Source organism: Acanthopleuribacter pedis (genome assembly GCF_017377855.1).
Lineage (GTDB): Bacteria > Acidobacteriota > Holophagae > Acanthopleuribacterales > Acanthopleuribacteraceae > Acanthopleuribacter > Acanthopleuribacter pedis.
Window position 1 is genome coordinate 1 of sequence record NZ_JAFREP010000013.1, and the last position, 25,850, is coordinate 25,850.

The 25,850-nt window shown below is 51.7% G+C and carries 20 protein-coding genes; 6 read left to right on the forward strand and 14 right to left on the reverse strand.

Annotation, left to right across the window (positions count from 1 at the left end; translation table 11 throughout):
- Positions 1–87: 87 nt before the first annotated feature.
- The 9 genes from J3U88_RS13750 to J3U88_RS13790 form a co-directional block, all read right to left on the reverse strand.
- Positions 88–795, reverse strand: coding sequence for a replication-relaxation family protein (locus J3U88_RS13750; protein ID WP_207859436.1), 708 nt, complete (start codon positions 793–795; stop codon positions 88–90).
- A gap of 28 nt (positions 796–823) precedes the next feature.
- On the reverse strand, positions 824–1,414 hold the full coding sequence (locus tag J3U88_RS13755; protein WP_207859438.1) for a hypothetical protein: 591 nt from the start codon (positions 1,412–1,414) through the stop codon (positions 824–826).
- A gap of 11 nt (positions 1,415–1,425) precedes the next feature.
- Positions 1,426–1,992, reverse strand: coding sequence for a hypothetical protein (locus tag J3U88_RS13760; protein ID WP_207859439.1), 567 nt, complete (start codon positions 1,990–1,992; stop codon positions 1,426–1,428).
- A 35-nt stretch (positions 1,993–2,027) separates the two neighbouring features.
- A complete protein-coding gene (locus tag J3U88_RS35000; RefSeq protein ID WP_207859440.1) occupies positions 2,028–2,822 on the reverse strand; it encodes a tail fiber protein in 795 nt (264 codons plus the stop codon).
- Positions 2,823–2,865: 43 nt separating this feature from the next.
- Entirely contained in the window at positions 2,866–3,735 is an 870-nt protein-coding gene (locus J3U88_RS13770) for a phage tail protein (RefSeq protein WP_207859441.1), read from the reverse strand.
- The gene (locus J3U88_RS13775) at positions 3,732–4,535 is read right to left on the reverse strand and encodes a hypothetical protein (protein WP_207859442.1); all 804 of its coding nucleotides are present in this window, start codon (positions 4,533–4,535) and stop codon (positions 3,732–3,734) included. The genes J3U88_RS13770 and J3U88_RS13775 overlap by 4 nt, the downstream gene beginning before the upstream one ends.
- Positions 4,536–4,582: 47 nt before the next feature.
- Positions 4,583–7,108: a type IV secretory system conjugative DNA transfer family protein gene (locus J3U88_RS13780; RefSeq protein ID WP_207859443.1), complete on the reverse strand. Its 2,526-nt coding sequence runs from the start codon at positions 7,106–7,108 to the stop codon at positions 4,583–4,585.
- A gap of 90 nt (positions 7,109–7,198) precedes the next feature.
- Positions 7,199–9,052: a coiled-coil domain-containing protein gene (locus J3U88_RS13785; RefSeq protein ID WP_207859444.1), complete on the reverse strand. Its 1,854-nt coding sequence runs from the start codon at positions 9,050–9,052 to the stop codon at positions 7,199–7,201.
- Positions 9,053–9,407: 355 nt separating this feature from the next.
- A complete protein-coding gene (locus J3U88_RS13790; RefSeq protein WP_207859445.1) occupies positions 9,408–9,698 on the reverse strand; it encodes a hypothetical protein in 291 nt (96 codons plus the stop codon).
- Positions 9,699–10,377: 679 nt separating this feature from the next.
- Here J3U88_RS13790 and J3U88_RS13795 point away from each other — a divergent pair.
- Complete coding sequence (locus J3U88_RS13795) at positions 10,378–10,767, forward strand: helix-turn-helix transcriptional regulator (protein WP_207859446.1); 390 nt, start codon at positions 10,378–10,380, stop codon at positions 10,765–10,767.
- A gap of 740 nt (positions 10,768–11,507) precedes the next feature.
- Here J3U88_RS13795 and J3U88_RS13800 read toward each other — a convergent pair.
- Together J3U88_RS13800 and J3U88_RS13805 are read right to left on the reverse strand one after the other, a co-directional pair.
- On the reverse strand, positions 11,508–12,812 hold the full coding sequence (locus J3U88_RS13800; protein WP_207859447.1) for a DM13 domain-containing protein: 1,305 nt from the start codon (positions 12,810–12,812) through the stop codon (positions 11,508–11,510).
- A gap of 64 nt (positions 12,813–12,876) precedes the next feature.
- Positions 12,877–13,752 (reverse strand): hypothetical protein, encoded by an 876-nt coding sequence (locus tag J3U88_RS13805; RefSeq protein ID WP_207859448.1) that lies wholly within the window; start codon positions 13,750–13,752, stop codon positions 12,877–12,879.
- 547 nt (positions 13,753–14,299) lie between these two features.
- On the opposite strand from J3U88_RS13805, the gene J3U88_RS13810 reads away from it, so the two are divergent.
- On the forward strand, positions 14,300–18,922 hold the full coding sequence (locus J3U88_RS13810; protein ID WP_207859449.1) for an ATP-binding protein: 4,623 nt from the start codon (positions 14,300–14,302) through the stop codon (positions 18,920–18,922).
- Between the two features lie 109 nt (positions 18,923–19,031).
- Here the strand turns inward: J3U88_RS13810 and J3U88_RS13815 are convergent, their stop codons facing one another.
- Entirely contained in the window at positions 19,032–20,762 is a 1,731-nt protein-coding gene (locus tag J3U88_RS13815; protein WP_207859450.1) for an aldehyde dehydrogenase family protein, read from the reverse strand.
- A 589-nt stretch (positions 20,763–21,351) separates the two neighbouring features.
- Between J3U88_RS13815 and J3U88_RS13820 the strand changes: the two genes are divergently transcribed.
- The 4 genes from J3U88_RS13820 to J3U88_RS13835 all read left to right on the forward strand — a co-directional run bounded on the left by J3U88_RS13820 (position 21,352) and on the right by J3U88_RS13835 (position 24,423).
- Entirely contained in the window at positions 21,352–22,014 is a 663-nt protein-coding gene (locus J3U88_RS13820; protein ID WP_207859451.1) for a polyhydroxyalkanoate synthesis regulator DNA-binding domain-containing protein, read from the forward strand.
- A 60-nt stretch (positions 22,015–22,074) separates the two neighbouring features.
- On the forward strand, positions 22,075–22,425 hold the full coding sequence (locus J3U88_RS13825) for a phasin family protein (RefSeq protein ID WP_207859452.1): 351 nt from the start codon (positions 22,075–22,077) through the stop codon (positions 22,423–22,425).
- A 104-nt stretch (positions 22,426–22,529) separates the two neighbouring features.
- On the forward strand, positions 22,530–22,994 hold the full coding sequence (locus J3U88_RS13830; RefSeq protein ID WP_207859453.1) for a phasin family protein: 465 nt from the start codon (positions 22,530–22,532) through the stop codon (positions 22,992–22,994).
- A 124-nt stretch (positions 22,995–23,118) separates the two neighbouring features.
- Positions 23,119–24,423 (forward strand): patatin-like phospholipase family protein, encoded by a 1,305-nt coding sequence (locus J3U88_RS13835; protein ID WP_207859454.1) that lies wholly within the window; start codon positions 23,119–23,121, stop codon positions 24,421–24,423.
- Positions 24,424–24,791: 368 nt separating this feature from the next.
- Here J3U88_RS13835 and J3U88_RS13840 read toward each other — a convergent pair whose 3' ends face one another.
- On the reverse strand, positions 24,792–25,190 hold the full coding sequence (locus J3U88_RS13840) for a hypothetical protein (protein WP_207859455.1): 399 nt from the start codon (positions 25,188–25,190) through the stop codon (positions 24,792–24,794).
- Between the two features lie 222 nt (positions 25,191–25,412).
- A complete protein-coding gene (locus J3U88_RS13845) occupies positions 25,413–25,760 on the reverse strand; it encodes a hypothetical protein (protein WP_207859456.1) in 348 nt (115 codons plus the stop codon).
- Positions 25,761–25,850: the final 90 nt, after the last annotated feature.

Genomic DNA, 25,850 nt, shown 5'->3' on the forward strand with positions numbered 1-25,850 from the left:
TCACTCCAGATCTGCCTCCTTCAGCTTTTTTCCGATATGCCAAAGAAAGCAGATTTTCGGTTAGCGTGGGTCCCTTTTCGTTTGTCGTTACCCCTTTTGGTGGGTCCCTTTTAGCTTAGCGTTACCACCTTCCGTACCGCGGTCAACCTCCAAAAAGAAGAGCTTTTGCACCCCTTCAAAAGAACCCTTGCCCTTGAGGATAAAGAGGCCGTCAGGATAAACGACAAAGCTTTGCCGGGAAATAGGGTGCTGGAGTTCATGCCACAGCTTGTAGCGTTTGTGACCCGTGGCATTCTGGAGGTGCGACTTCACTTCAAAATCCGCCACAAAACGGCCGAGTTCAATGCGTTCATGGCCAGAAAGGGCAATCTCCAGATACATGCGAAATTCGCTCAATTCCAGAGCGTGGGAAAGGAATTGATACCGAACCTTGCCGGACTTGCCGTACACCTTCACTTCCTCATCTGGAAAATGCTGAGCAATCAACTCAGCACCGGATTTTTCCAAAAAGTAGGCCGTATCCGGTTGACCAGCACCGGGAGCCACAAACGGATTAATGCGTCCCAAAAAGCCATTGTGAAACAGGTATTTCAGCCGCTTTCGAGTGCTCTGAATACTCCGGTTCTCAGGAAAGACCAAACGTTTGATCTGATTGGTACGCAGGTAGCGGTAGCGATTGACCACCTTCAGAATCTCCAAATCCCGTTCCTGCAAACGGAAGTTCACATTTTGCTGGCGGGTCATGATGGGAGTGTAGGGGCGTTTTGGTGTTTCAAGTTCATTATTGGGGGACATCTGGATACCTTTGGTGCAGGTGAAGGAACTAACTACCTTCAACCGGGATATCTTTTAAGATCAGCTTTTCACTAGTTCCTTTTATCACAAAAGGTATATCAATTCTCGCGACAAAGTTTGGCCTACTCTTTACCTGTTCAAATATATAGCGAATACGCGTGTCTATATCTTTTACAAGTGTGTGGGCGATTTGGTTTTTATATTTGTTGCGTGTATTTCCTGCATATAGGTTTCCTCTCAGTACATTCCAAGAATTTCCGTTTGAATCATGCAGAACTGGGTGCAAGAAGGTAACCTTTTGATCTTCCTTTGAGCGTATGATAATATCGACAATTAGTTTCTCGCTATTGTATCGAGCCGACTTCATCCATACAAAAGTGTCACCTACAGAGTTTGCTCTTTCGTTTATGGGTGGAACTTTAATTTTTCCACCTGGATTTGAGCTTTTCGCTACTTCAATCTGTTCTTTGAGAAGTTCAACTTCAGACCGTAGGGTTTCGATCTCGCTTACAAGGGTCATGAGATCAGCAGCCCGCAATTCTTCACCTTCTTTGAATACTGGCAAGTCTTGAGCGTAAGCCGTTGATAAACATAGCAATATCACAATCACATATTTCATTTTTTCACCTTTCACTTGAGTACAGACCCGTTTCCGATTTTATCTCCGACCCTCATAATTGTAGGATCATTCTGTTGATTTTGGGGTTTATTTTCGGCTGGGATCTTATGTTTTTCATTTTCGGTATGATGATCTGGTGGCAACTTCTTCGCACTTGCCACTTGAGAGCCTTCTCGTCTTAAAAATTCCTTCTCTTCGAGATCTTCTTGTCTTTCTAGAGTGAGATAGTGGGACAAATCTTGTGGCTTTTTCCAGAAAATGCTGGTGTAGAAAGTTGCGCCAAAAGCTAAACTTAACAAGACTGTGCCCCAGAGCAAGAAAATACTCGGGTACTTGATCCAGCCATTATCAGAACTGGCCATAAAGGAAAAAACAAGAAGGAGAATCATAAAGAAGAACATTGTCAGAGTGCCAAAAAACAATCCGCTGAGCTTTAGATTTGATATTCCAACAATAAACATTAAGCCCGAAGCTACCCCCACAACTCCCAGGGCATATTTGACAGAGGGGACGGCTTTTGTAGCCTTTGTGATGGTTTTTAGCAAAAAACCTGAATCGTTTTCGTTGATTTCCATCAAATGAAACTCCTGTTTATCTCTTGTGTTATAAGTGATTATTTTGCTTTGATGATAAAGTTGACAACGAGATATGGCTGCATATTGTTATGGGGCTCGCCTTGGCCATTTAATGTATTTTGTAATCCACCAGCCAGCCCCGATGGAACATCTTTATAGTCACCCCAACCGATTCCCGGTTTTCCCCCTATTTGATGATTAATTCTTCCTGCCGTTCGAATTTCATGATCATGCTTTGGCATTTCAGCAGCAGTTAGAGTATGCTTCTCTTTTCCCAAGCTTTCACCAATGGTTCGTTGGGACAGACCTTCGCCCTTCCCTGATCCCAATGGAACCCTGCCTTGCAAATCGGGCAAAAGAGGCTGTCCTGCTAGATTGGTTCCAAAATTTGTTCTGACTTCATCTCTTAGTTTCTTAAATTCCTCTCCAGGAGGAACAGCTTCACCGTTGCATAATAACCAGCCTGTTGGCGGATCACTTCCCGAATATGCGATTATTGTTCCTATTGGCAATGCACTTAGCTGAAGATTATTTATTTCGTTTTCTATGACATCTGTTCGACTTGTCAATACCCCGAATAGCTTTTGATCAACCAAGCTGGTAGCAAACACCTCAAGGCTATCAACTCTTCTTACTAATGGGGTGATGCTAGAGGTGTTTTTTTTAAGGGAAGCAATTTCGGTTCTTAATCTTTCTAGCTCTGCAACTAATGAGTCTAAGTCCTTCTCAGTTAGTTCCTCACCTTTCTTGAAATCTGGTAACTCAGGTAATTCTTGCCCAAGACAAAACAGATTCGTTAACAAGTAAAAAATTATAACAAAACATGGCTTCACATTGCTCTCCCTTTTTTTTGTTGTTTTTGACAGGAAATTTTGATCACTTAGCCTTTATAATAAAATTGAGAACAAGCGATGGTTGCATGTTGTTATGTGGCTCAGACCCTCCTGCTGGGTTAATGGTAATATTGGAAGCTACTTCATTTGTAGCCACCGGAGTACCATTTCTTCCAAAAGCTGCTCCTCCTCCACCTGAGTATCGTTTATCTCCAAATGCTATCCCAATTGAGTGGTGGGAATGTGGAGCAGCTGTGGCGGAATGATCATGTGAAGGAATTTCAGGCAATGTAAGTGTGTGTTTTTCTTGACCAATGGATTGAGCTAAAGTTCTTGGAGAAAGGTTGCTTCCTCTTCCCGCACCAACAGGAACTCGCCCTCGAAGATCGGGAATTCGAAAGTAATCCTCTCCTTCTGAGCCAAAAGTACTACCTAATATTTCATGAAGTTTTGTATAGTCACTATTTAGGAGTTTTCTGCCATCACATAGCTTCCAATTCTCTGGCGGAGGCACTGAACTTGCGTAAAGGATTATTGAACCTATAGGATAGGTTAAATCACTGAACTTGGAATCATCCAGATCTTTAATCTTTTCATCGATCACCGTCACAACTCTCGCATCAACCATATTGTTTATTTTTGATTCAAAGGAATCAATGACAAGGTTGCTGACAAAAGCTCTTGTTTCACTGGATTCAATGCTCTCCTGGATTTTTTGTTTTGTGTAAAATTCCGCAAGCTCTAAAGCCTTCGAATCTAACTCTTTGAAAACTTCAGATTCTAGATTTTTCCTGATCTCATTAACAGTCACGGTTTTTGAGAACGAACTTGCGAAATATATTGATACCAATGCTGTGATTACCATTCCAAATACGTAGATTGCTAAAACATTCAGTGTTGTGAGGTTTTTCATTTTTTCTTTCCTTCTCTAGAGATAATGTTTTTTATCCATCCAGAAGTTGTTGCAATGTTATCTGGTATCATTTTTGCCATTTCGATTGTAGCCGTCGTCTCTCCTTTCTTTAACACGAAATTTCGTTCTGTTCTGGCAAGCTCATCAAGAATCACTCTAGCATTGTGAGAAACGCCCTGATTGGCCAAGGTAACGGCAATCATCTTTGATTCAATATTTGTTAATTCATTTTGGAAATATTTTATTTCGCTAATTGAATTTTTATAAAGCGATAAGAAGAAAAATCCAACCGACTGTATTATTAATGACATCGCAAGCTTTGGGGCGAAGTTTTCGAAAACAAAATTATCCCTTAATACATCCACCGAAAGCAATAGAACTCCGATTATTGAAATACTCATGCCGAGAATCAAGTTCGCATAACCTTGATTTTTCAAGTTCTGGATCGCGCTCTTTAACCTTTTTCTTGAAAGCTCTATCTTTGAATAAACTTCACAGAACTCAATGTAATTGTCAATATTTTTTTTGAGAGTCAGTTCTTTGAGCTTCTCCTTGTCGATTAGGTCTTTAATGTTTTCTGCAAGCTGGCCAAAAGGCAATAGCTCTTCGGTTCCCTCATCTTTATTACTAAACCTTAAGAATAAATACAAATCTCGTATCGAAATGCAACTTAAGACTATCACCGGAGCGGTTCTTGATATTAAATCTAATATTGGATTGCTTGACTCTGCAAAGACAAGCCTCACTAATACAGCGATTATCGTCAATAATACTGAGGCAAAATAAAGCCACTTTTCCATGTAATCTCCTGAGGGTTTCGAACTCGGTTCCGGAAGCTCTAACGCTTCTACTCATTAAACAACCCCTCCCCATCACTCAACGTCTTCACATCCTCACCCTTTTCCAGCAACAACGGCTTCTCATCAAAGCGCAATGGCTCACCAAAAAACTCCGTCTGCCGTTGTTCGTATTCCTGCCTCACCTCGGTTACCGGGGTGTAATAGTCCGCATTAGCCGTGGAGAGCTTTTCTTGGAATGCTGCCAAACGCCGTGGAGAAGTGCGCTCACTAAAAACCACCGGCCGGACAAACTCAATTTGTGTTTGCACCGGAGCCTGCTTTCCAATCTTGATAAAGGCCTGTCCGGTTTCCTGATTTTTCATGGCGGCTAATTCCATGTAGAGCAATTCGTCTTTGCTCCAAAAGGTACGGGACGAAAGTTCTTGGTACTCCACCGGCTTTAAAAACGGCACGGTACTGCGTGATTCCCCAGTACTGGTGGTTCTGGTGGAACCTTCCGTAGAGGTTTGAGAGGTTCCCATGGTTTCGGTGGTGCTGGTGCCTTCACTGGTACTGCGACTCGTGCCGGTGGATTCCGACCAATTTTGTGATTCGGATTCGCTCTGCGAAGACGATTCAGAATGTGATTCCGAAGAACTGCGGCTCTCAGATTCCGTTTCTGTGGTGCTGGTCGATTGCGACCGTCCCTGCTGAGAACTGGTGCTACTGCTCTGGCTTTGGGAAGCGCTGCGCGATTGAGTCTTTGTGTGTGATGACCCCTGCGCGTCAGAACGACTTTGGGTTTCCCCCTGGCTCTGGGATGAATTCCACGTACTGCCTTGAGACGATCCCTGAGAAACAGATGAACTTTCTGACGTTCCTGACCCCTTGTTCTGAGAAAAAGAACTGCCCTGAGAACGGCTTCGTGAAGTCACCCCGTCCACCGTTGCATTCCGTGTCTTGCCAGAGCTAGAGCTATGAGAAGTGCCGGTTTGTTGGGATCTTCCGTGGGATTGAGAGCGCTGCTCAGAAGTAGACCGGCTCCCACCTTCTGAATGAGATTGACTGCGCGAGGTTGAGATTCCCTCGGTACGACTACGGGATTCTCCTTCAGCCAGTGATTGCCCTTCTGTTGTTGTCGTCCCCGTGGTGGTACTGGTGCTTTCTCCCCAAGATTGGCCTTCAGTCTGGCCAACACTGCTGGAAGTACCAAGAGTGGTGCCTTCGGTTGTGGTCGTGCCCTGAGACATCGTTGATCCCGTGGTGACTGACCCCCCGGATGAGCTAGAGGCCGTTGTTCCCTCAGTCCTGGTCGTTGAACGAGAATGCCCCGTGCTTTGGGATGTCCCGCGAGCAATACTGGATGATTCCGCCACAGACGTACCCGTGGAAGTGCCCCGCACCACGCGGGTTTCTTCCACATGACGGACCTTGGTAGAAAAGGTCTGGTCTTTGATCTTTTTGAGATTCACAAACCCCGTGGAAAGCTCATCCGTCATGATCTGGGCGTCATATTTGCTGAGTCCGCCAAACACCACCTTGTTTTTGCAGTTGGTCAACACCGACGCAAACAAGTACTCATCATCTTCCTTGAGCTGCGCCAGATGTTGGTGGGCCAGAATCAGAAACAGTTGAAACTTGCGGCACTCCTCTAACGCTCGGGCAATATCTCGCGTAATAAAATTAGCAAATTCATCCACATACAAGTAAAAGGGCTTTATATGACGATCATGAGGATTGCGCAGCTTGGCCACCCGGAAAAACTCATTGACCAGCATGATGCCCAGCAATTTGGTGTTCTCATAACTAATACGTTCCCGGCCATTGAGATTCACCAAGAGGATTTTGCCCTCGGCCATAATCTTGCCCAGATCCAGCGTATGCACCTTTTGCCCAATCACATTACGGATCGCTTCATTGCGCAAAAACTTTCGCAGACGATTGGCTGCACCCTCAATCAGCATTTGCTTTTGGGTATTGGTGGACGTGTGAAACATGTCCCAATCGTCGAGAATGACATCATTGGTGACCTGTTTGAGCAGTCGCTGCCGTTGTGGAATGGAACGCTTGCTAATACTCAGCAGTGGTGCTGTTTCGACCAAGGTCAAATCATTGACAATGATGGTGTAAAAGATATTCTCCAGCCACTTCGTAATGCGAGGAGTTTTGTCGGTGTTGTCCTGTCCCCACGCCTTTAAACACGCGGAAATGAGCATATCGAGGATGTAGTCCATGTTTTGCTTGGCATTCGGAGGAATAGGATTAAACCCCACGATGTGATCGGCTTCTTGTGCCGGATCAAAACAGACAAACCGATCCGCCAAATGGGCATTTTTATGCGAGGCATACAGCAGCACTTCTTCATACAGTGACCCATGAGGGTCCAGCAAACAGAACCCGGCTTGGCGATTACGCATATCCTGACGCATCATCAGTTCCAAGAACTTCGATTTCCCCGTGCCCGTCGACCCGATGATGTGGGTGTGATTGGTGCGATCCTGCTTTCTGAGCACCACTTCCGGCGACTGCTCCGGAAAAGCCACCGTCTTTCCCAATGCATTTTGCACCGAGGACGACCGAAAATACTGCGACAACGAGGTCTCTTCACGAGAACGGACTCCTGACCCCTTCAAACGCCGTAACGGAGGGACAGAGGCGACTTTTCGGTTGGTCATAACGCGTCCCTACCCCACACCCTCAAGCTCCTGAATATCCTTATCCCGCAACCGAATCCAGTACTCCACCTTCATCAGTTGCTCTTCATCATCTAAAAGGCCGTCCTGCTTTACTTTGCGAATTTTTTCCCCATATAAGTCCATAATCGTTTCGATTTGGTTGATGCGTTGCACATCCGGGGTCACTTCCTCCAAGCGTTCCAGTGAAATCAATCCATTGCGCTCAAAACTTTTTTTCAGATTGAGGTACAGCTCGAGCAGGCCGGTGTGGTTTTTTCCCTGAAACTCGGCCTCGGTAACCTGCTCCAGTTTTTGGGCAAAGAAGGCCAAGAACTTCTCCAACGGCAACTGGGCAAACTCCTGCAACCGTTCAAAAAGTGCTCGTTCCGCCTGCGCCTTCTGCAAGGTGATTTCCTGTTCTTTTTCCGCCATACGTTGGGAATGGGCTTGTTTTTCCAAAAGCCGTTGCTGCTCTTTGGCCGATTTTTCTCGGGCCGTCGATAAACGCAATTCCTCCAACCGTAACTGCCGATCTTGCAATTGCAGGTGGTGTTGTTCCTGCTTGGCATCCTCATCTCGACCGGTTTCGTAGACCTCATGGAGCATGGCAATTTCCTGCTCCAGCTCGAGCACTCGTTCTTGCAGATGCCGAATCTCCTCCACATCCTTCAGTGAACGGTCATTCCCTTGAGTAGCCGCTTCCAGGAGCGTGAGCTGTTGTCGTAACTCCCGCACTTCTGATTCCTTTTCTTCATACGAAGACTCGGAATGACTTTGCAGCAGCCGCATTTGGGACTGAGAATTGCGCATTCGCACCATCCCAAAGGCGCAAAACCCCAGCAGGCACAGCAGTGACACCCCACCTGCCGATGACCAGGTCTGATAGTCACTTAGTCGCCCGTTGGACACGTCTAGTTGAAGTTCCAGATCACGCAGTTGGCCATCCTTCTCCTGAATGCTGAACTGCGCTGATTTCAGTTCCTCTTGAGCCTGTGACAATTCCTCTTTGGCCTGACGCATTTGGGCAAAATAGGTCTCCACATTACGATAAAAATCAGCGGCATCCTTTTGGGAACTTTGCGTGCGGGAAGATTGGTGCTGCTGGAACTTGGCAAATTCGCGCTTAAAATCCTGCTCAATGGCCCGAAAATACTCCTTGAGTGTCAATGGCGTGGTGCGTTCCCGCTTCAATTGGACCTTTTGATCGGCAATCGTTTGTTGCAGACGGCGTTTTTGGCGTTGGAGTTGCTGGGTTTGTTGCTGTGCTTGCGTCAGATCAGTACGAGCCGTATCAAGTTCTTTTTGCAGGGTTCCCACCGAGGTATGTGCCTGGGAAAGCTCCGTTTTCAGCTTGAGGGCTTCTTTTTTCCGGTCAAATTCTCGATGATGCAGGAGAGAAAGGGGATCAATATTCCAGAATTCAATGGAGCCGTCATGGGTGGTCCGCTGTCGTCCTCCACGAAGATCAAAAGGAGCAAACGCTAGCGGCGGAAACACCAACTGCACCTGAGCCGTTTCTCCCATTTTGAGCTTGTGAAAAAATGATTTGGTGGCGCGGTCATATGGCAACGAAGACACCACATCAACCACCCGAATCTTTTCCCCCTGCTGGTAGGCGTAACAGGGTGTTCTTCCTTTGGGATGATCGAAACGCACCTCTGCCCAGGGGAGATTGAGGTTTTCTATTTCGATGTTGCAGACGGTCGCATCACGCAAAAACACCACCGAGTGCAACACGGCCTTGAGGTCGCCATTACGCAGTTCCAGCACCTTCTTGACCGGAATTCGTAAGCCTTGTTCTTCCGCTAATGCCGGACATCCGAGAGCCACCAAAATCACGAGCACCACATACCGATACATCATCAGTTCCCCATGCTATATGCGAGTGCACCTCTCGCAAGATGAACGCGGGAGACCAGAAACCGGCTCATTCGGCGAGAAACACTCAATTTTGCTCAAGAACGAAAGGAATACTACGTACTTACCATGCACTTGCACCAAAACTCCAGGAGAAACCGGCGTTTTCTGTGATTCTACTCATCGTGCTAAAGTTATTTGATTTAGGGTTCTTTCTTATAGGTGATTTGAAAAGAATTTAACAATCACAACATAACAAGTTTTTTTCTCGACTACCGTCAGATAAACAGAGAAAAACCCACGACTCATAACGAGAACGTGGGCTTTATGAGTTTCACGACATCCGGTACTGGTCGGTCTTCTACGCACCAAGGAGAAGACGAAGCAGGTGGAGCGGACTTTTGATGATTTCCAGAATGATGAGCCACAACGTTTTCAGCAGCACCCAGACCAAGGTGATCACGCCACTTACCAGCAGCGCCAACACCAGGCCCAGCAAAGTGCGGAAAATGAAATGTAAACATCGCTCTGCGCCAATTTTTTTCCAGGCCAGCCAGAAAAAAGAGGAAGTTTTGAAGACCTCCTTGGCAACAAACCCGAGAGCCGCCTGCACATGTGGTAATTGCTTCATAGGAAAAGGGAAAAAAGACAAAAATGTCCTTGTTTGTTCTCACCTCGTGAGCCTCAAACCAAGAACAGCAGAAAAAACCAGCTTTTACTTCTTATGAAAAGAAGCAACAGCACGTGTTTTCCTCCACTTGATCTTTCACCCTAGGCGGTCTCAAGGCCCCGTGCAACAAAAATTTGGAGCTGCCCAACCCTCGAAAAAATCCTGTTGCCAGGGAGCCGGGACGCCCTGATTTCCTTGGAGTCAGGGTTTGGTGGGCAGCCTATTTATCGACTCCCTTTCGCTGTAAGCACTTCAAATAAATATACTTACAAGGCTTTGGTGAAAAATATCAGGATCGAATACCTATATTTTCCGAAAATGCCGGCAAAATACACCCCAAAATACGGGGCAAGATATACCTGTCCATCCACAATTTTTTTTCGGCATTAAAAAGCACTTGAAATCCGCCCACCACCCAGCGCATATTCATCAATACGGAAACAGGAACAGCGCATCTTCCCGCTTCAGCATGATCTGAAGAGAAGCCGCGTTTTCCTCCACACGTTTGAAGTCTGCATGCTCTTTTAGCACACGGACGAGAAACACGTTTTTGACATTCCCAAAAACGCTCCCGGCTCATTCCGACCAAAAACAGATGTCGCAAAACTCAAAAGGTCATCTCTCACCAGGGATGACCTTTCCTTCTTTCTGGAGCCGGAACATGACCCATCACACCAACTACGTCCTCAAAAACATCCTCGTTACCGCCATCCTGCAAGCCAAACTGCTCAGTTCAGCCCAGGAAATCGATACCCTCATCACCGCCACGCTGGAGCAATTTCAGCGCGCATCAACCGCCCAAGACCAACTGCTCACCGAGCAAGAAGTAGCTTCTCGCTGGCAGTTCCTGGATGAACGCAAACTCCGCAACATGCGCTACCTCAACAAAGGCCCCACCTATTACAAATTCGGGAAAGGGAGAAACGGACGAATTTACTACAAACCCTCTGATATCGAAGCCTGGATCACGGAGCACGAGCACCTCGAACCATTTTTGCAGCAGACTATCGCCGATTCAATCCACCAGACACTCAGCAAAGTACGCCAATGAAGAGATGTTACTCAAATTTGCGGAAGGACTCCTTCTTCACGAAGGAGTCCTTCCGCAAATGTAAAACTCGCCCACTTTATGTAAGAGTTTGGTAAAGACTAAAAATGTCGGGAGGGAGTCGGAAAGCAATCGAGTTCAAACAGTAAGTCTCAATTTATCAGTCACCTAGGATGTGTTTGGCAAACCCTGAATGGGCCGGCATCGAAAATGTTTCGTTTTGCCATCCCCGTGGGGGTCATCCGGGCGCCGAAATTATTGCGGCACAGATCAAGCGAACATGTCGGTTTTTTGTTGTGAGGCCGGCGCCTTCAGCGCCCTACACGACGGGAACTCCAAGGGACCCATGGTAAACGGTTGTTCCACAACCGTTTACCATGGGCTGAAATCCGTAAGGCACACAACGCCGCGGGAAGCGCCGTTGGAAGCCTAACCAGTCGATGTTCGCCTCCGGCTCACGTTTTCAATCAGTGGTGGACCACACATTTGGGTGTGCGACCCCATTGGGGTTCGCCGGATCAGAGCCCGAACAAACATTCCACCACACACGCATATCAACCGGTTGGGGTTCGCCGGATCAGAGCCCGGACAAACATTCCACCACACACGTATATCAACCGGTTGGGGTTCGCCGGATCAGAGCCCGGAAAAACATTCCACCACACGCATATCAACCGGTTGGGATTCGCCGGATCAACACCCACACGCGAATTTCACCGTGGGCTTCCCCGGCTAATACCCGCTTACTCGAAGGTACCTTCCGAGAAGCTAATCGAAAACAAGGTGCACCAAATGCTGATCGAATCGAAATCATCCAAGGTTACGCCGGCGGGCAGTTCAAATTCCAGGGTGTCGTTGTTGTAAACCTGGCCACTGATGGTGCCGCTGATAATGGGACCGGCGGCAAAATTGTTGCCCTGCCCCAGGTAAACCCGCACGTCGGGACCACCGCCGTTGTAGCTGAAATTTTCCAGGCGGATCAAACGCTCACCCGCGATCACCGCACGCCCGCTAATCCCATAGGTCGGGCTTTCGCGCAATTCGGCGACGCGGCCGATGCGGTTGTCCACCGCGGCGTTCACCGTCACTTGAACCGTATAAACCGCGCTTTCGCTGGTCCCGTCAAAACAGGTCACCGGTACGTCGAGCATCCCCACAAAACCCTCGGCCGGGGTGATGGTGGTGCCGTCGAGGGTGTAGTTGGCACCGCCCGCCACGCGCAATTCAAAATCCTCGGGGCCGTTGTCGGGATCCACAATGGTCAGCTGCTCAAGGCTGAGCGTGAGGCTTTCACCCGCGGTAACCGCCAAGGGTTCCTGACCGGTAATGGCGGGCGCTTGGTTGTCGCTTTCCTGCAAGCGCACCAAACCCACCGCCGCGGTCTCCCAAAAGAACCGCGCGCCTTCTCCAACCGTGCTGAAACGCAGCGCGGTTAACGCTAACGGACCATCGGCGAAGACCTCGAAGAAACTATCCGCGTCAGCCGTAAAATCGCTGTTAAACAGATACAGCCCCTTGCCCTTGGCGGCCAGGTCCGCGGCGCGCGCCCGCGCGATTTCGCTGCCGTCAAAACCAACCTGACGCACCCACACCTGCTGCTGTTGGTTGTCCATATTCACCACGGCCAAACCGTCAATCGCATCACCCAGCGTGGCCGGGTAAATGCGCCAGCGAAACGCCTGGCGACTGCTCGTTCCGACATGGGCGGCGCTGTTGCCACCGGCGGCTGCTTGGTAGGAAACGGTCACTTCAATGGGGGTTTCGTTGTTCACAACGAAGTGGGACAACACGGCACCAGGCGCCAAATCGCCGGGTGCCTCAACCCGGGTTTCACCGGGCTCGAGGTCGCGACGCACGGTGTCAATCAGCGTACCGTCATTGGTAAAAAGCATTAATTCAATGAATTGCGCGGTTTCACTGTTGTTGACCAACAGGAACCGAGTTTCGAAATCGCCACCCTCCGGGGTGACGTGGGGGACCATGCGCGTTTGCGCGAAGGAGGACACCAAAAGACTCAGGAACAAAGCAGTTAAAAATGAACGAAACATCACATAACCTCTTTTTGGCAAAAATCTGGGGAGGAACGATCCAAAACGGGAGGACGGTAGAACATTAAAAGGACACAACCAAAGCCCATTGGTTGTTGAACCCGTCGGCGGTGTTTTTGCCGTCGAGGGTATCGGTGAAGGTGTATTCCAAGAACCAATTTTTGTGAATCGAGACCCCGGCGGTGAGCTCGACCCGTGTTAAATCGAAACTGGGATTAATCAGCGGGTTACCGAAATTGGTGCCGCCGTCGATGTCATCCACGGCACGAATCACATCCAGCTTGGTGCGCGCGTAAAACCGCTTGTAACGCCAGCCGAACTCGCCAAGGAACCGGACTTCATCGGATGGGTCCTCGGTACGGAAGCGGTACGCCAATTCGGCACCGGCATAAAAACCTTTGCCCAAACCCCGCCCGTAAAGGCCGCGTACCTCGTAATCCTCTTGGCCGTTGCCGAGCGGAATATCGTCGTCCTCGTCGTAGAGGTAAGGTAATTTGGCGGTGAACGCGACGGCCCAGACATTGGGGCCCTCGGTCAGTTGGTAACGCACGCCCAGCTCAAAATCGGTGAAGTCTTTGTTGCCGGCGCTAATTTCGAAAAAAGCGTTTTTCAACGATTGTTCGATGTCTTTGTGGGTGAAGCTGCCGAAAACAGCCAGCTTAGAGGTCAGGCCGTGCTCAAAGTACAGCGACAGGTTTTCATCGCGAAACTTGGCGTACTGGTCGGGAAAATCTTCGAATGGATCAATGGAATCGCCGGCGGCGTTAAAATTGGCATCCGATTTAAACAGGTTGGCGGAAAACTTTAGGTAGGTCTTGCCCTTGTCCGGGGTCCAAGCACCGGCCTGAAGCGGAACACCTACGGCCACAAAAACGGCGGTCAACACGGCCAACCGGCAAACGGCCCGCCCAATGGGGGCGCGCACGGAATGGATGAGCATGAAGCTGCCTCCTCGGTGAATTAAAAAAATGCGCAAACAACAGGCATAAAGCCATCAAAACCAAAACTTAAGCGAGGTTTCGAGGATCATGCGACGCGCGTCGTACGCGGCGAAGAGGTCTTGGCCAAGACTCACCCTGAAGGACAGCAAAATCCGGTTCACTATTCCCATTTGGGCCATTTTTTTCAGATCCGCCGGCCAATGTGAAACAGATCACGGGATTCGGGGTCAAACGCCGTGAGAAGCTTCCGCATTTGCGCCTCACTGAAAACATGCGTTCCCACTGAGAATCGGTAATAATGTGTAAAATAGGGGCTATCCCCTAAGATCTTCAATCAGACTCGGTTTTAAGCAATCGCCGTCATTCAAAACCGCCTCGGAGCACCCCGTGTTTCATTCACCCAAAACCAACCCATCCAATGGTCAACCGACCGTGTGCCAACATACGGCAAAGGGTTGGTGAATGATGGGCGGTCGGCGGTTGACGGGTTTGTTGCCCCTGCTCCTTTGGGGATTGATCCATGCGACGCCCCCGAAGCAGGCGCCCGTGCTCAGGTTCACCGCCCTTCAGGAAAAAGACGGCTTGTCCTTCGGCACGGTGAACACCATTCTCCAGGACGACCAGGGCTTTTTATGGATCGGCACGGACGACGGGCTCAACCGCTACGACGGCGTCGGCTTCCGCATCTATAAATACGAACCCAATCAGCCCGGCTCCCTTTCCGACAGCTTCGTCCAATCCCTTTTCCAAACCAAAGCGGGCACCTTGTGGATCGGCACCTCGGGCGGCGGTTTGTGCCGTTACCTTCCCGAGCGAGACGCCTTCGAACGCTTCCAGTTTGATCCGCGTCGCAACCAAAGCCTGCCCAACGACTACATTAGCGCGATGACCGAGGACAAGGCGGGCAACCTATGGATCGCGACCATCGGTGGCGGCCTCGCCGTTTTTGATCCGGCGGCCAAAGATTTTGTGCGCGTGCAAGTGGACCACAATCAGCAAAACGGCCTCTTTAGCAACGAAATATGGGCGCTCGCGTTCGATGCCGAGGGCCATTTGTGGATCGCCACCTATGACGGCATCGGCATCGCACCTTTTGCGGAAATGGACGCGGCCCGCACCGGTCGTCTCTTTTTCCACCATCTCACCCGCGAAAACAGTGCCCTCAGCGATAACCGCGTGCGCTGCCTCACACCCGACCCGTCCGGCGCGATGTTGATCGGCACCTTTGAAGGCGGGCTTAACGAGGTGATCCCTCGCGCGATTTCCCGTGACGCGGTCACCCTCGATTTTCACGTGCACCGCGGCGAGGCGCGCCCTTTTTCCCTGGACACCGAAAGCATTCGCGCGATTTTGCCTGAAACGGCGCACCGCGCTTGGATCGCCACCGACGGCGGCGGCTTGTACCTGTGGCACCGCCCGGAAAATCACTTCTTTCGCTATCAGCAGGATCGCACCCGCGCCCATACCATCAGTTCCAACCGCGCCTTGACCTTGGCCCGCGACCGATCCGGCCTGATTTGGATTGGCACAGCCAACGGCGGCATCAACCGGCTCGACCTGAAGAAAAGCCAATTCGCCCATTTGGGCCAAGAAACCGAGCAAACCCTCGGTCTGAGTGATCCCTTTGTAAACGCCGTTCTCCACGATGCCCGCAAACGTTTGTGGGTGGGCACCAACAAAGGCCTTAATGTGTTTACGCCGCGCTCGCCGGATTTCCGAAACGCCGACCTGAGCGAGGTTACCCGGCTCGGTCGGCGCGGTGGCGAAAACACCCCGAACCTGAGCCACGACAGCATTCGCGCCCTCGCCGAGGATGCGAGCGGCGCGGTTTGGGTCGGCACCTGGGGCGGCGGCCTCAACCGGGTTTCCCCCGATTTGACCGAGGTCACCACCTTTCGCTACCGCGCCCAGGAGCCCGCCACCCTCAGCAACAACTACATTCGCGATCTATGGCTGGATCGCGACGGGACAACCCTGTGGATCGCGACCTCCAACGGGCTCAACCGGCTCGATATCAAAACCACCGCCATCCAGCGCTTTAAGTTTGAACTCAAGGATTTAAATGGGTTTGGTCTCAACCGGATCGCCTCGATTTACCAAGCAAAAAACGGCCGTTTTTGGTTGGGTGGTGACGGTGGTCTGGTCGCTTACGACCCTGAAAACGGAAAACACGAGGTCTTTCGTCACGATCCGTTGAAACAAGGTTCGCTCAGCAACAACCGCGTGCGCCCCATTCTCGCGCGCGGCGAGGATGAACTCTGGATCGGCACCGCGGGCGGCGGCCTCAACCGTTTCGTACCAAGCAGCAAAACCTTTACCACCTACCGCGCCGAGGATGGTTTGGCCGGCGATACGGTCAAGGCCTTGTTGCTTCAAGACAGCAACAGCTTGTGGATCAGCACCAGCGGCGGTTTGTCCCTGTTCCATATTGGGGCAGAACGTTTTACCAACTTCACCACCCGCGAGGGCTTGGTCGACAATCAGTTTAACGACCTCGCCGCCACCCGCGCCCACGACGGCACCTTTTTCTTTGGCGCCGGCGAGGGGGTTACCTATTTTCATCCCGAGCATCTGCAATTCAATGATCAAGTGCCCAATATCGCCGTCACCAACATCCTTTTGGACGGCAACCCGCTGGGTTTTTCCATCACGGGGAAACGCCGAAAACCCTTGATTGTCCCGCCCCACACCAAGTCGTTCTCCTTTGAATTCGCCGTCTTGGATTACACCGAACCCGACCAAAACACCTATGCCTATATGCTGGAAGGTTATGAGGACGATTGGATTCATTTGGCCGCCCAACCGCGCATCAACTACACCAACATCGACCCCGGCGAATACGTGTTTCGCGTTAAAGGTGCCAACAACCACGGGCTCTGGAATGAAACCGGCAGCGCCATTCGCCTACAGGTCTTGGCCCCCTGGTGGCGTTCCACCCCGGCCCTGTTCGGCTGGGCCGTGGTTTCATTCAGCACGCTTTTTTTGATCTACACCACCTTGAGTCGGCGCCGCGAGCTCATTCACCAAAATGCGCTCAACCAGGCCGCGACCGAATTGGAACGGGAACAACGCGTGGCGGAACGTTTGCGCCAACTGGACAAGCTCAAGGATTCGTTTCTGGCCAACACCTCCCATGAGTTGCGCACCCCGCTCAACGGCATCATGGGCATCGTCGAATCGCTCATTGAAGGGGTAACCGGTGAGCTACCACCCAAAACCAAAGCCAACCTCTCCATGGTGCTCAACAGCGCCAAACGTTTGTCGAATTTGGTCAACGACATCCTCGATTACTCCAAGCTCAAAGAACGCACCATTGAGCTGAATATGAAACCGGTGGATCTCCGTCCCGTGGCCGAGGTGGTCCTGCTGCTCAATCGGCCGATGGCGGCGAAAAAGGGGCTGGTCCTGCTCAACCAAATCCCGGCGGATTCCCCCCTTATCCTCGCCGACGAGGACCGCCTCCAACAGGTGCTGCACAATTTAATCGACAACGCGGTTAAGTACACGGAAGCCGGCAACATCAAGGTATCGCTGGAGATACGAGAACACAACGTCCAGGTGACGGTAAAAGACACCGGGGTCGGCATGACACGCGAACAACAATCGCGCATTTTCGCCTCATTCGAACAAGGCGATCAATCGATTGAACGCATCCACGGGGGCACCGGGCTGGGTCTCGCCATCACCAAACAACTGGTCAAGCTGCATGGCGGGGTGATTTGGGCGGAAAGCCAAGAAGGCCGTGGTTCGTCCTTTCACTTCACCATGCCGCAAGCAGACGTGGAACGGTTTGAGCCGGCGCCGACCATCGAACGCGCACCGGGTGATTCCTTTAATCCGCGCTTGGAACTGAACGACCATCTGGTTACCCCCGTCGAAACCATGGACGGCCAAGCCTTCACCATCTTGGTCGTCGATGATGAACCCGTTAACTTGCAGGTGTTGGTCAACCTGCTCACGCTTAGCAAGTACAACATCGTCCAAGCGGCCGACGGTGAAGAAGCCTTGGCGTTGTTGTTTGGCGACGAACACACCTTTGATTTGGCCATTATCGACGTCATGATGCCGCGCCTCTCCGGTTACGAGGTGTGCATGCGCATCCGCGAGCGCTGGTCGGACCGCGAGCTCCCCGTGGTGCTCTTGACCGCGCGCAACCAAGTCGCCGACATGGCGATGGGTTTTGAAGCCGGTGCCAACGATTATCTGACCAAACCCGTCTCCAAGGAGACCCTGCTCCCCCGCATTGAAACCCATTTAAAAATCAAAGACATGGGCCGCGATCTAAGCCAGGCGCGGGAAGAGGCGCAGGCGGGGGCTTTTGCGAAGGAGTCGGCGATTTTTGCGACCTCGATTCTGCACAATATCGGCAACGTGCTCAACAGCCTCAAGGTTTCCACCCAGCAAACCCAGCACAAGCTGGCGAACTCCAAGGTCCACCGCCTCAAACTCGCCGGCGCCATGCTGGCCGAGAAAGAGGCCCAACTCTTGGAATTCCTGCGTGACGATCCCAAGGGTCGCATGTTACCCAACTACTTTATGGGCATCGGCAGCATTCTCGCGGACGAGAATCACTTTTTAACCAAGCAGTTAGACGACATTAATAAAAAGACTGAACTCATGCAGGAGATTATCGAAATTCAGCAACGCCACGCCAAGGCGGACCGCCAAGGTCTGGAGTCTTTTAACCTTCAGGAAGTGGTCGGTGAGTGCCTGCGTTTTATGGGCAACTCCTTCGACAGCCGCAACATTATCCTCAAACGACGCGACCGGGCGGACGCGCCCTTACCCGTCAAAGCGCAACGCGTTCACAGTTTACAGATCGTCATGAACTTGCTGAAAAACGCGATGGAAGCCATGGAGCAAACGTCCTCGGTACAGCGCGAGATTGAAATCGATTCCGGCCACAACGAGGACGGAAAAATGTGGCTGTCGGTCCGAGACACGGGCGTGGGCATCACCGAGGAGCAGATGCGCAAGTTGTTCGCACACGGCTACACCACCAAAAAAACCGGGCACGGGTTTGGGCTGCACTATTGCCGTGACGTCATGGCGTCGATGGGCGGCGATATCCGCGTCGAGAGCGCGGGTCACCAACAAGGCGCTTGCTTCACCTTGTACTTCTCCCCCTGCCCCAAGGGTTTAACCCGCATTGCTCACAAGGATTCGTAGCGAGAAGCTGAAAGCCTTGTGAGCAATGCGGGTTTAGAAACCCACCAAAAAAACCGCCCCGGGGCCGTGGCCTCCGAGGCGGTTTCGCGTTCCTAGAACTTATCCGGGCTTAACCCAGCAAAGCCTCCATAAAGATACCGGGCAATTTAAAGACCGAGGGTGAGGCCTCGAAATCCGTCAATTTCTTGCCGAGGTAATGGCTGGTTTTGTGGGTCACGAACCAGGGCGGTTTCGGCCAAGGCTTGAAGGGGCCCCGCACCACACTTTTCTCGGGTTGGTCGAACATAAAGCCGTTGTGAACCACGTCCAAGCCAGACTGGATATCGTAGATATCGTGACCCGGGAAGGCACCCCAGGTGGTACAACCCATGGCGTAACACACCGCCGCCCAGTGGTTGATCGACACCGTGCCGTAACGCAAATCCGCCACCATGGTATCAATCGCCTCTTTGACGTTGCGGTCCCGCTCCAAGGAGGGATGGACCAGCATGGTGCAGTTCAGCGTGCCCCAAAGGGTGTTGTTGGCGAAATCGGTCACCTGGTGAATAAAATCAACCGTATCGCTCGCGGCCAAGGTCGTCTCGGAGAACACGCTGCAAAAGGCCTCGGTCGTAAAACAAATGTCGTCTTTGTTTTCCGAGGATACGTTGGGCACCAGGGTCCAAGGCAGCTTGGTCTCCGTCCGTTCGCCGATCTGAATCGCATTGGGATGCGCGGCCAAAAAGGCGTCGAAACGATTCTGGGCGCCGGGATAATACGCGTCGCGCTGCGGCAACTTTTTAAATTCGGCCTGAATCGCGTTGAGCAAGGCCTCGCGATGGGGCCACCCTTCCTGCATCACCAAAACCCGTGACGCGTTGCAGTTAAAGCCGCCGTTGTTGGCCAGCGAGGAGGCGATATTGGCCGCTTGGAAGGCCACATCCGACGCGCTCCAATCACCTGGCAAAATAATCACGGGGCTGACGTTGCCCAATTCGCTGGTGATGGGTTTGTCCAGGAAGGGCTCGCGTTTGGCTTTGCGTTCCGCGACCTCTTTACCGAAAATAATGGCGTCGTGGGTTTTGTCGGAACCGGTAATGTGGATCTCACCGACCGCGGGATGGTTGCAGAGATAGGCCCCTACCTCGGCACCGCCGTAAACAATTTGCAGGAAACCGCGCTTAATCAGGGTGGCAAACGCCTTTTCGAAAAAGGGTCCAAGGTAGGCGTTGACGGGGTGCATTTTAAGAATGCACACCTTGCGTTCAACGAACATCTTATAGACGACGTCCATCGGGCCGATCGAAGAAACGTTGCCGGCACCCAACACCAAACAGATGCGGCCCTCGTGGCGCTTCTCTTTATAAAAGGCGCCAATCGTTTGCTGCACCGCGTCAGGCTTCACCTCGGGTTTCATCCAAATCTCGGCGCTGGTACCCATAAAAAAGAGCTGATCGTAGGTATCGGTTGGGAAAACGCGCACGCGCGCTTGGCCGTTGGGCAAGGTTTCGACGGGTCCCGGCAAACGAACATCGCCGCCTTTTTGCAGATCGGCGAGGGTTTGGCGAAACAAACGGATATTCCGCAGGACGGCATAAGGGCCGCCCAGCCATTCTTCACCGGCAGTGGCGGCGCGCGGCGCAATGCCTTTGGCGGCAATGGCGGCATTCACCCAATCGGCGGCGACGGCGCGAACGCCCTCGGCTAAATCATCAAGAATGGCGACCGCGTCAACGAGCGGCAACGCGCTCCACGGTTGTTTGTTGCGCTGCAGCAAAGCAACGGCGGAATCGAGTTGGGTTTGCTCGGTGTCTGGTGCAGCGTGTGTGGCCTGCGCCGGTGGCGCGGTCATGGTGGTCATGGCAAAAAGCCCCCTGGTACAACGGTAGACGAGCGAAAAGCTCGCGGGCGATAAACGTGACAATCATTCATGAATTAAGGACACCATCTTACCATAAAGCGGCAAAAGATGGGTTGTATATGTCGGGACGCGGCACGGTGTCCTCATGCCTAAGAAGCGCGATAACTCGCGGGGATTTTCGCTAAACCTCTGGACTACAACGACCTGTGAAAATGCTCGACCGCACCCCCTGGATGCGGTCGAGCGCGACCCCGGTCCGCTTTTTCCAAACCATTTCGCTCCAGATTTTTAGCAAAAATCCCCTCGCTTCAGCGCCTCTTAGGTCGTAATAAATAGACGTCAGGCCTTGGCACCAGGGGATGACGCAAAGATAACCGAGGTGCGGCATAGGCTTTTGCCGCGGTGCGAAAAAAAGAGGCCGACAGATCTTCTGTTTCGCGATAATATGGTGAGATTGTTGTGTTTTTTGGTTTTTTGACACAGCGCGTCAAAAAACTGCTTGCACGTCATGCCGCGGCGCGTTATATTAGCTTTGCCGCTCATGACGCAATGCGGCTAAGCGAAACACAATATCTCTTAAGGAGGACATATGACAAGGCTCATTAAACGCTATGGCAGCCGGAAGTTATACGACACCAAAGAGAGCCGTTACGTTTCCTTGGAAGATATTGCCAAATGGGTTCGCGAAGGTGAAGTCATTCAGGTCGTCGACAACGCCTCTTCCGAAGACGTAACGGTTCAAACTTTGACCCAAGTCATTTCAGAAGAAGGACGAAAAGGCGGCTCCGCGTTACCAAGCGATTTGCTCCACGACCTTATCCGGGTTGGCGGTTCCGCGGTGACTGATCGCGTGAAAAAGATCCAAACCGGGGTCGATACTTTTTTCCGAAATTCAATCGATCGTTTGGTACCCGTTTCCAAGGTGCGTGAAGAGATGGTTTCTCTGCGCAACCGTCTGGACGAGCTCGAAACGGCCATTACGGCCGCTGAAGCACACACCCAGGCAACGCCCGCTGTAGAGGAAGCCGAGGCCCCCAAGGCCGAGGAAGCCCCCGCGGCGAAAGCCCCCGCTAAAAAGAAAACGACGCGTTCCACCACGAAAAAAGCCGCCGCCGCCAAAAGCGACGAGACGACTGAAGCCGCAAAGCCGAAGCGGACCACACGCCGGTCCACCAGCAAAGCTTCTAGCGGTACCCGCAGAACGCGAAGCTCAACCACCAAAACTGACGAGCCCGGCGCTCAGGAATCCTGATCCGGCTCAAATATAGAGCGTCGACCATCACAAAAAACCACGACGCAAAGGAGCATCACCATGCAAGCAATTTTCCAATTGGGTAACACCGCAATGTCAACCGGTCGTACTGTTTACCTCGCCGGTTTGGGCGTCGCCGCCACCGTTACTTCCGAGTACAAAAAAGTATTCGACCAAATGGTTGAAAAAGGTAAAGAAACCAAAGATCCCGCTGAAACCGTCGCAGAGAAAGTCAACGGCCAAGGCGTTGTATCTCGCATCAAAGACATGGGCGACCAAGTCGGCAACAAGGTTCAAGACAGCGTTTCCTACACCTTTAGCCGCATGGGCATCCCTACCCGTCAAGAAATCCAAGACCTGACCCGCTCTGTTGAGCAACTGACCGAAAAAGTTCAAGCGCTCCAGGCTTAAGCAAACACCGTCATGGGCGCCGTTTCGCAAGAATCGGCGCCCCGACCCCGACCCGCGGCGGCCTAAGCCGGCCCGGGTCGACACCGACTCATAGGGGGGACATTATGAGTATCAAAGATCGCGCAGAAAATCTCCAAGCCGACGTCCGTGACTCGGCACAAAAAATCTGGCTCGCCGGCTTGGGCGCCATGACCATGGCCGGTGAAGAAGGCAACAAACTGTTCCGCCAATTGGTAGAACGCGGCGAAGAATTCGAACGCGGCCAAACCGGCACCACGGGTGCACCCGTTGATGCGGTAAAAAACCGCCTCGGCGATGCACGCGACCGCGTCGAAGATGTTTGGGCCCGTTTCGAAAACAATTTCAGCGAACGGTTCACCTCCTTGTTCCAAAAAGTGGGTGTTCCTACCCGCGATGAAATTTCCGACCTGTCCGAGCGCGTTGACCAGTTGATGGACGCCATTAACAAAATGAACGCCGCCTCCGCATCCGCCAACCCACCCGCCGTTGTGCCCACCACCACGCCCGTCGTGGCACCCGCGGCCGACGACGCCAAGGAAGATGCTTAATCGCATCACCTGGACGGCGCGGTTCCCCACGGAAACCGTGCCGTCACGACCCGGCCGCCACGGCCGTGGCTGACGGGTCAAACACAAAAGGGGTGACGGTAAGCCAAAACGAGGAGGTTGACCCATGGGAGAAGTCGCGAGCGAAAAATCGACCATCGGCCTCGCCATGGCCGGCGGCGCGCCGGAAGGTGCCGTTTACGAGATCGGCGTCTTACGCGCCCTCGACGATGCGATTGAAGGTTTGGATTTCAACAACTTATGCGCCTACGTCGGCATTTCCGCCGGCGCATTCATCAACGCCAGCCTGGTCAACAAAGTAACCACCGCCCAGCTTGTCCGCGCCCTCCTCAACATCGACCCCAACGAACAACCTTTTGATCCCGGCATGTTCCTGTCACCGGCCTTCAGCCAGTACCTCAAATCGGGTTTGATGGTGCCGCGTCTGCTCATGGAAGCGGCCCGAGATTACCTGATCTACAAAGAAGATCACACCATCGTGAAGTCGCTGACCCGCTTGAGTCGCGCTTTGCCGGTGGGGCTCTTTGACAACGAACCGCTGAGACGTTACCTGGAACGCGTGTTCAACCGCCCGGAGCGCACCGACGATTTCCGCAAGCTGGACAACAAGCTGTTTGTGGTAGCGGTCGAACTGGACACCGGCCAAGCGGTGGTGTTTGGCCAACCGGGAAAGGACCACGTGCCCATTTCCCGTGCCGTCCAGGCCAGCACCGCGCTGCCGGGCTTGTATCCGCCCGTCAAAATCGACGGCAAAAATTACGTGGACGGCGTGTTGCGCCGCACCCTGCACGCCTCGACCGTGCTGGATGAAGGCGCCAAGTTGGTGATCTGCATCAACCCGATTGTCCCGGTCGACACCGGTCGCGCCGTGGAAGAAGGGTTCCTGCGCGAGCCCAACCTGACGGAACGCGGCATGCCCTCGATCCTGTCACAAACCTTCCGTACCTTGATTTACTCGCGCATGAAAGTCGGTTTCCGTCGCTACGACAAACACTACGAGGACACGGACCTGGTCTTGTTCGAGCCCAGCCCCGACGATTACCGCATGTTTTTTACCAACATTTTCAGTTTCGCCAAACGGAAAGTGGTCGCGGAGCACGCCTACACCAATACGATTCGTGACTTGGCCAACCGCGCGGACGAGTTAACCCCGATTTTCGAAAAACACGGTCTCAAATTGCGCCACGAGGTGATTTTCCATCCCGAGCCCAACCTGTGGCGCAGCGTCGGCGTGGCCGACCCCACCACAAAGAAAAAGACCCGTCGCCGTCACCGTGTGACCAACAACCTGAATGACGCCTTGGCCCACCTGGAAGCGGTGATCGCCGCCAAAAAAGCCGCGCGCGCGACGCAAGAGGCACAGGCAAAGCAGCAAGAACAGCAGGAACAAACAGAACAACCCGTCGGCTAAATTTCCCCCGCCCCCATTCCCCCACCAACAGGCCCACCTTAGCCGGCGGCCCCGATTTCGCGTCCTTTGGAAACAGGACCCTTCGGGTTGTCGGGACCCCCCTCCCGGCAGCCCTTTTTTTGACCGATTTCGCGTCCTTTGGAAACAGGACCCTTCGGGTTGTCGGGACCCCCCTCCCGACAGCCCTTTTTTTCACAAGTTTCGCGTCCTTTGGAAACAGGACCCTTGGTCGCCGGCTCCTTCCCCGGCGGCCTTTTTTTCGTTTGGGTGTGCGTTACACTTTTCCCGGTTTTCTTCCACACCAAAACGAACCAATGCTCCAAAACCCGGCCCTTTATATCTCACACTAATTCGCCACAAAAACAAAATTAGTCTTGAAGTTCCCAATTCAAATCATTATCCAATTCACTCTCTTTGACAAATAGTTCAGTAGCCTTTAAAACATTTTCGAGCTTGATGCCAAGTTTTTTACTGTAAGAACCTTCTTGACCACCAGCAACCAAGGCAATTTCTCCACCTTCATGCCAAGGGTCTGTTAAATAATACATAGCCCCATCTAAAGAAGCATTGCAGATGTATAGATTTTTGTTTCCACCTCCAATCATTAAAAAGTTTTCGTCATCACGACTCAAGACAACAACCGTTTTATTATCCCCGTTTAGTCTTTTGACAGCATCTAGACATTGTTCAATTTTTTCACAAGGATACGTCGTATCATATGACAAGATTCCTTGCCAATCATCTTCGTGAATTTCTTTGACAAACATAGCACCACCCTAATACCTTCTTTATTCTCGCCGCCACGTCTACTTTCGCAAAAAAGACCTTTTTCTCTCAACCCAAACGATTCCACCATCAGGCTTCTTGTGGTTATCAGGTGAGCTTAAAACTTACAATCCTTCAGGAGAGAGAAAAACCAATACCTCTCGCGCAGGCGAAGCTAACAGTCCTGCGTCCTATTCTTTTTTTGGAACAATGGCCTGTTGAATTCATGCCGTATCTTCACTAGACTCGCAAGGAATTTCGTAACCTTTGTCCTTCAAGAATTCATAAAAATAAGCATAAAAACTTCTAAAAGCTCTTCTCTCATCATTGCCCTCCATAAAAAGAATGATATCTGCCCACGAATGGCTTGTCTTAATTGAATGTCTTTTTGCAATGTACTCTTGAAAACCAGCGATAGACTCAATCGGTTTCGGCTTATCGTTTGTTATGCCAAGTAGGTAGCCACGAAAGAAGGCCATCATCAGCGAGATCGATTCCCTGCCAAGATAGAACCCTGGCTTTCTCTCGATTTTAAAAAGTATCTCAATTTCTTTTTCAATGGTTTTTGCCACAACTAACTCCAAACGATTCTTTATTACTTCTCGAGGTACACTCCATTCATAATCATGCATTTTGATCGGGTTTCTTCTGGAACACTATAG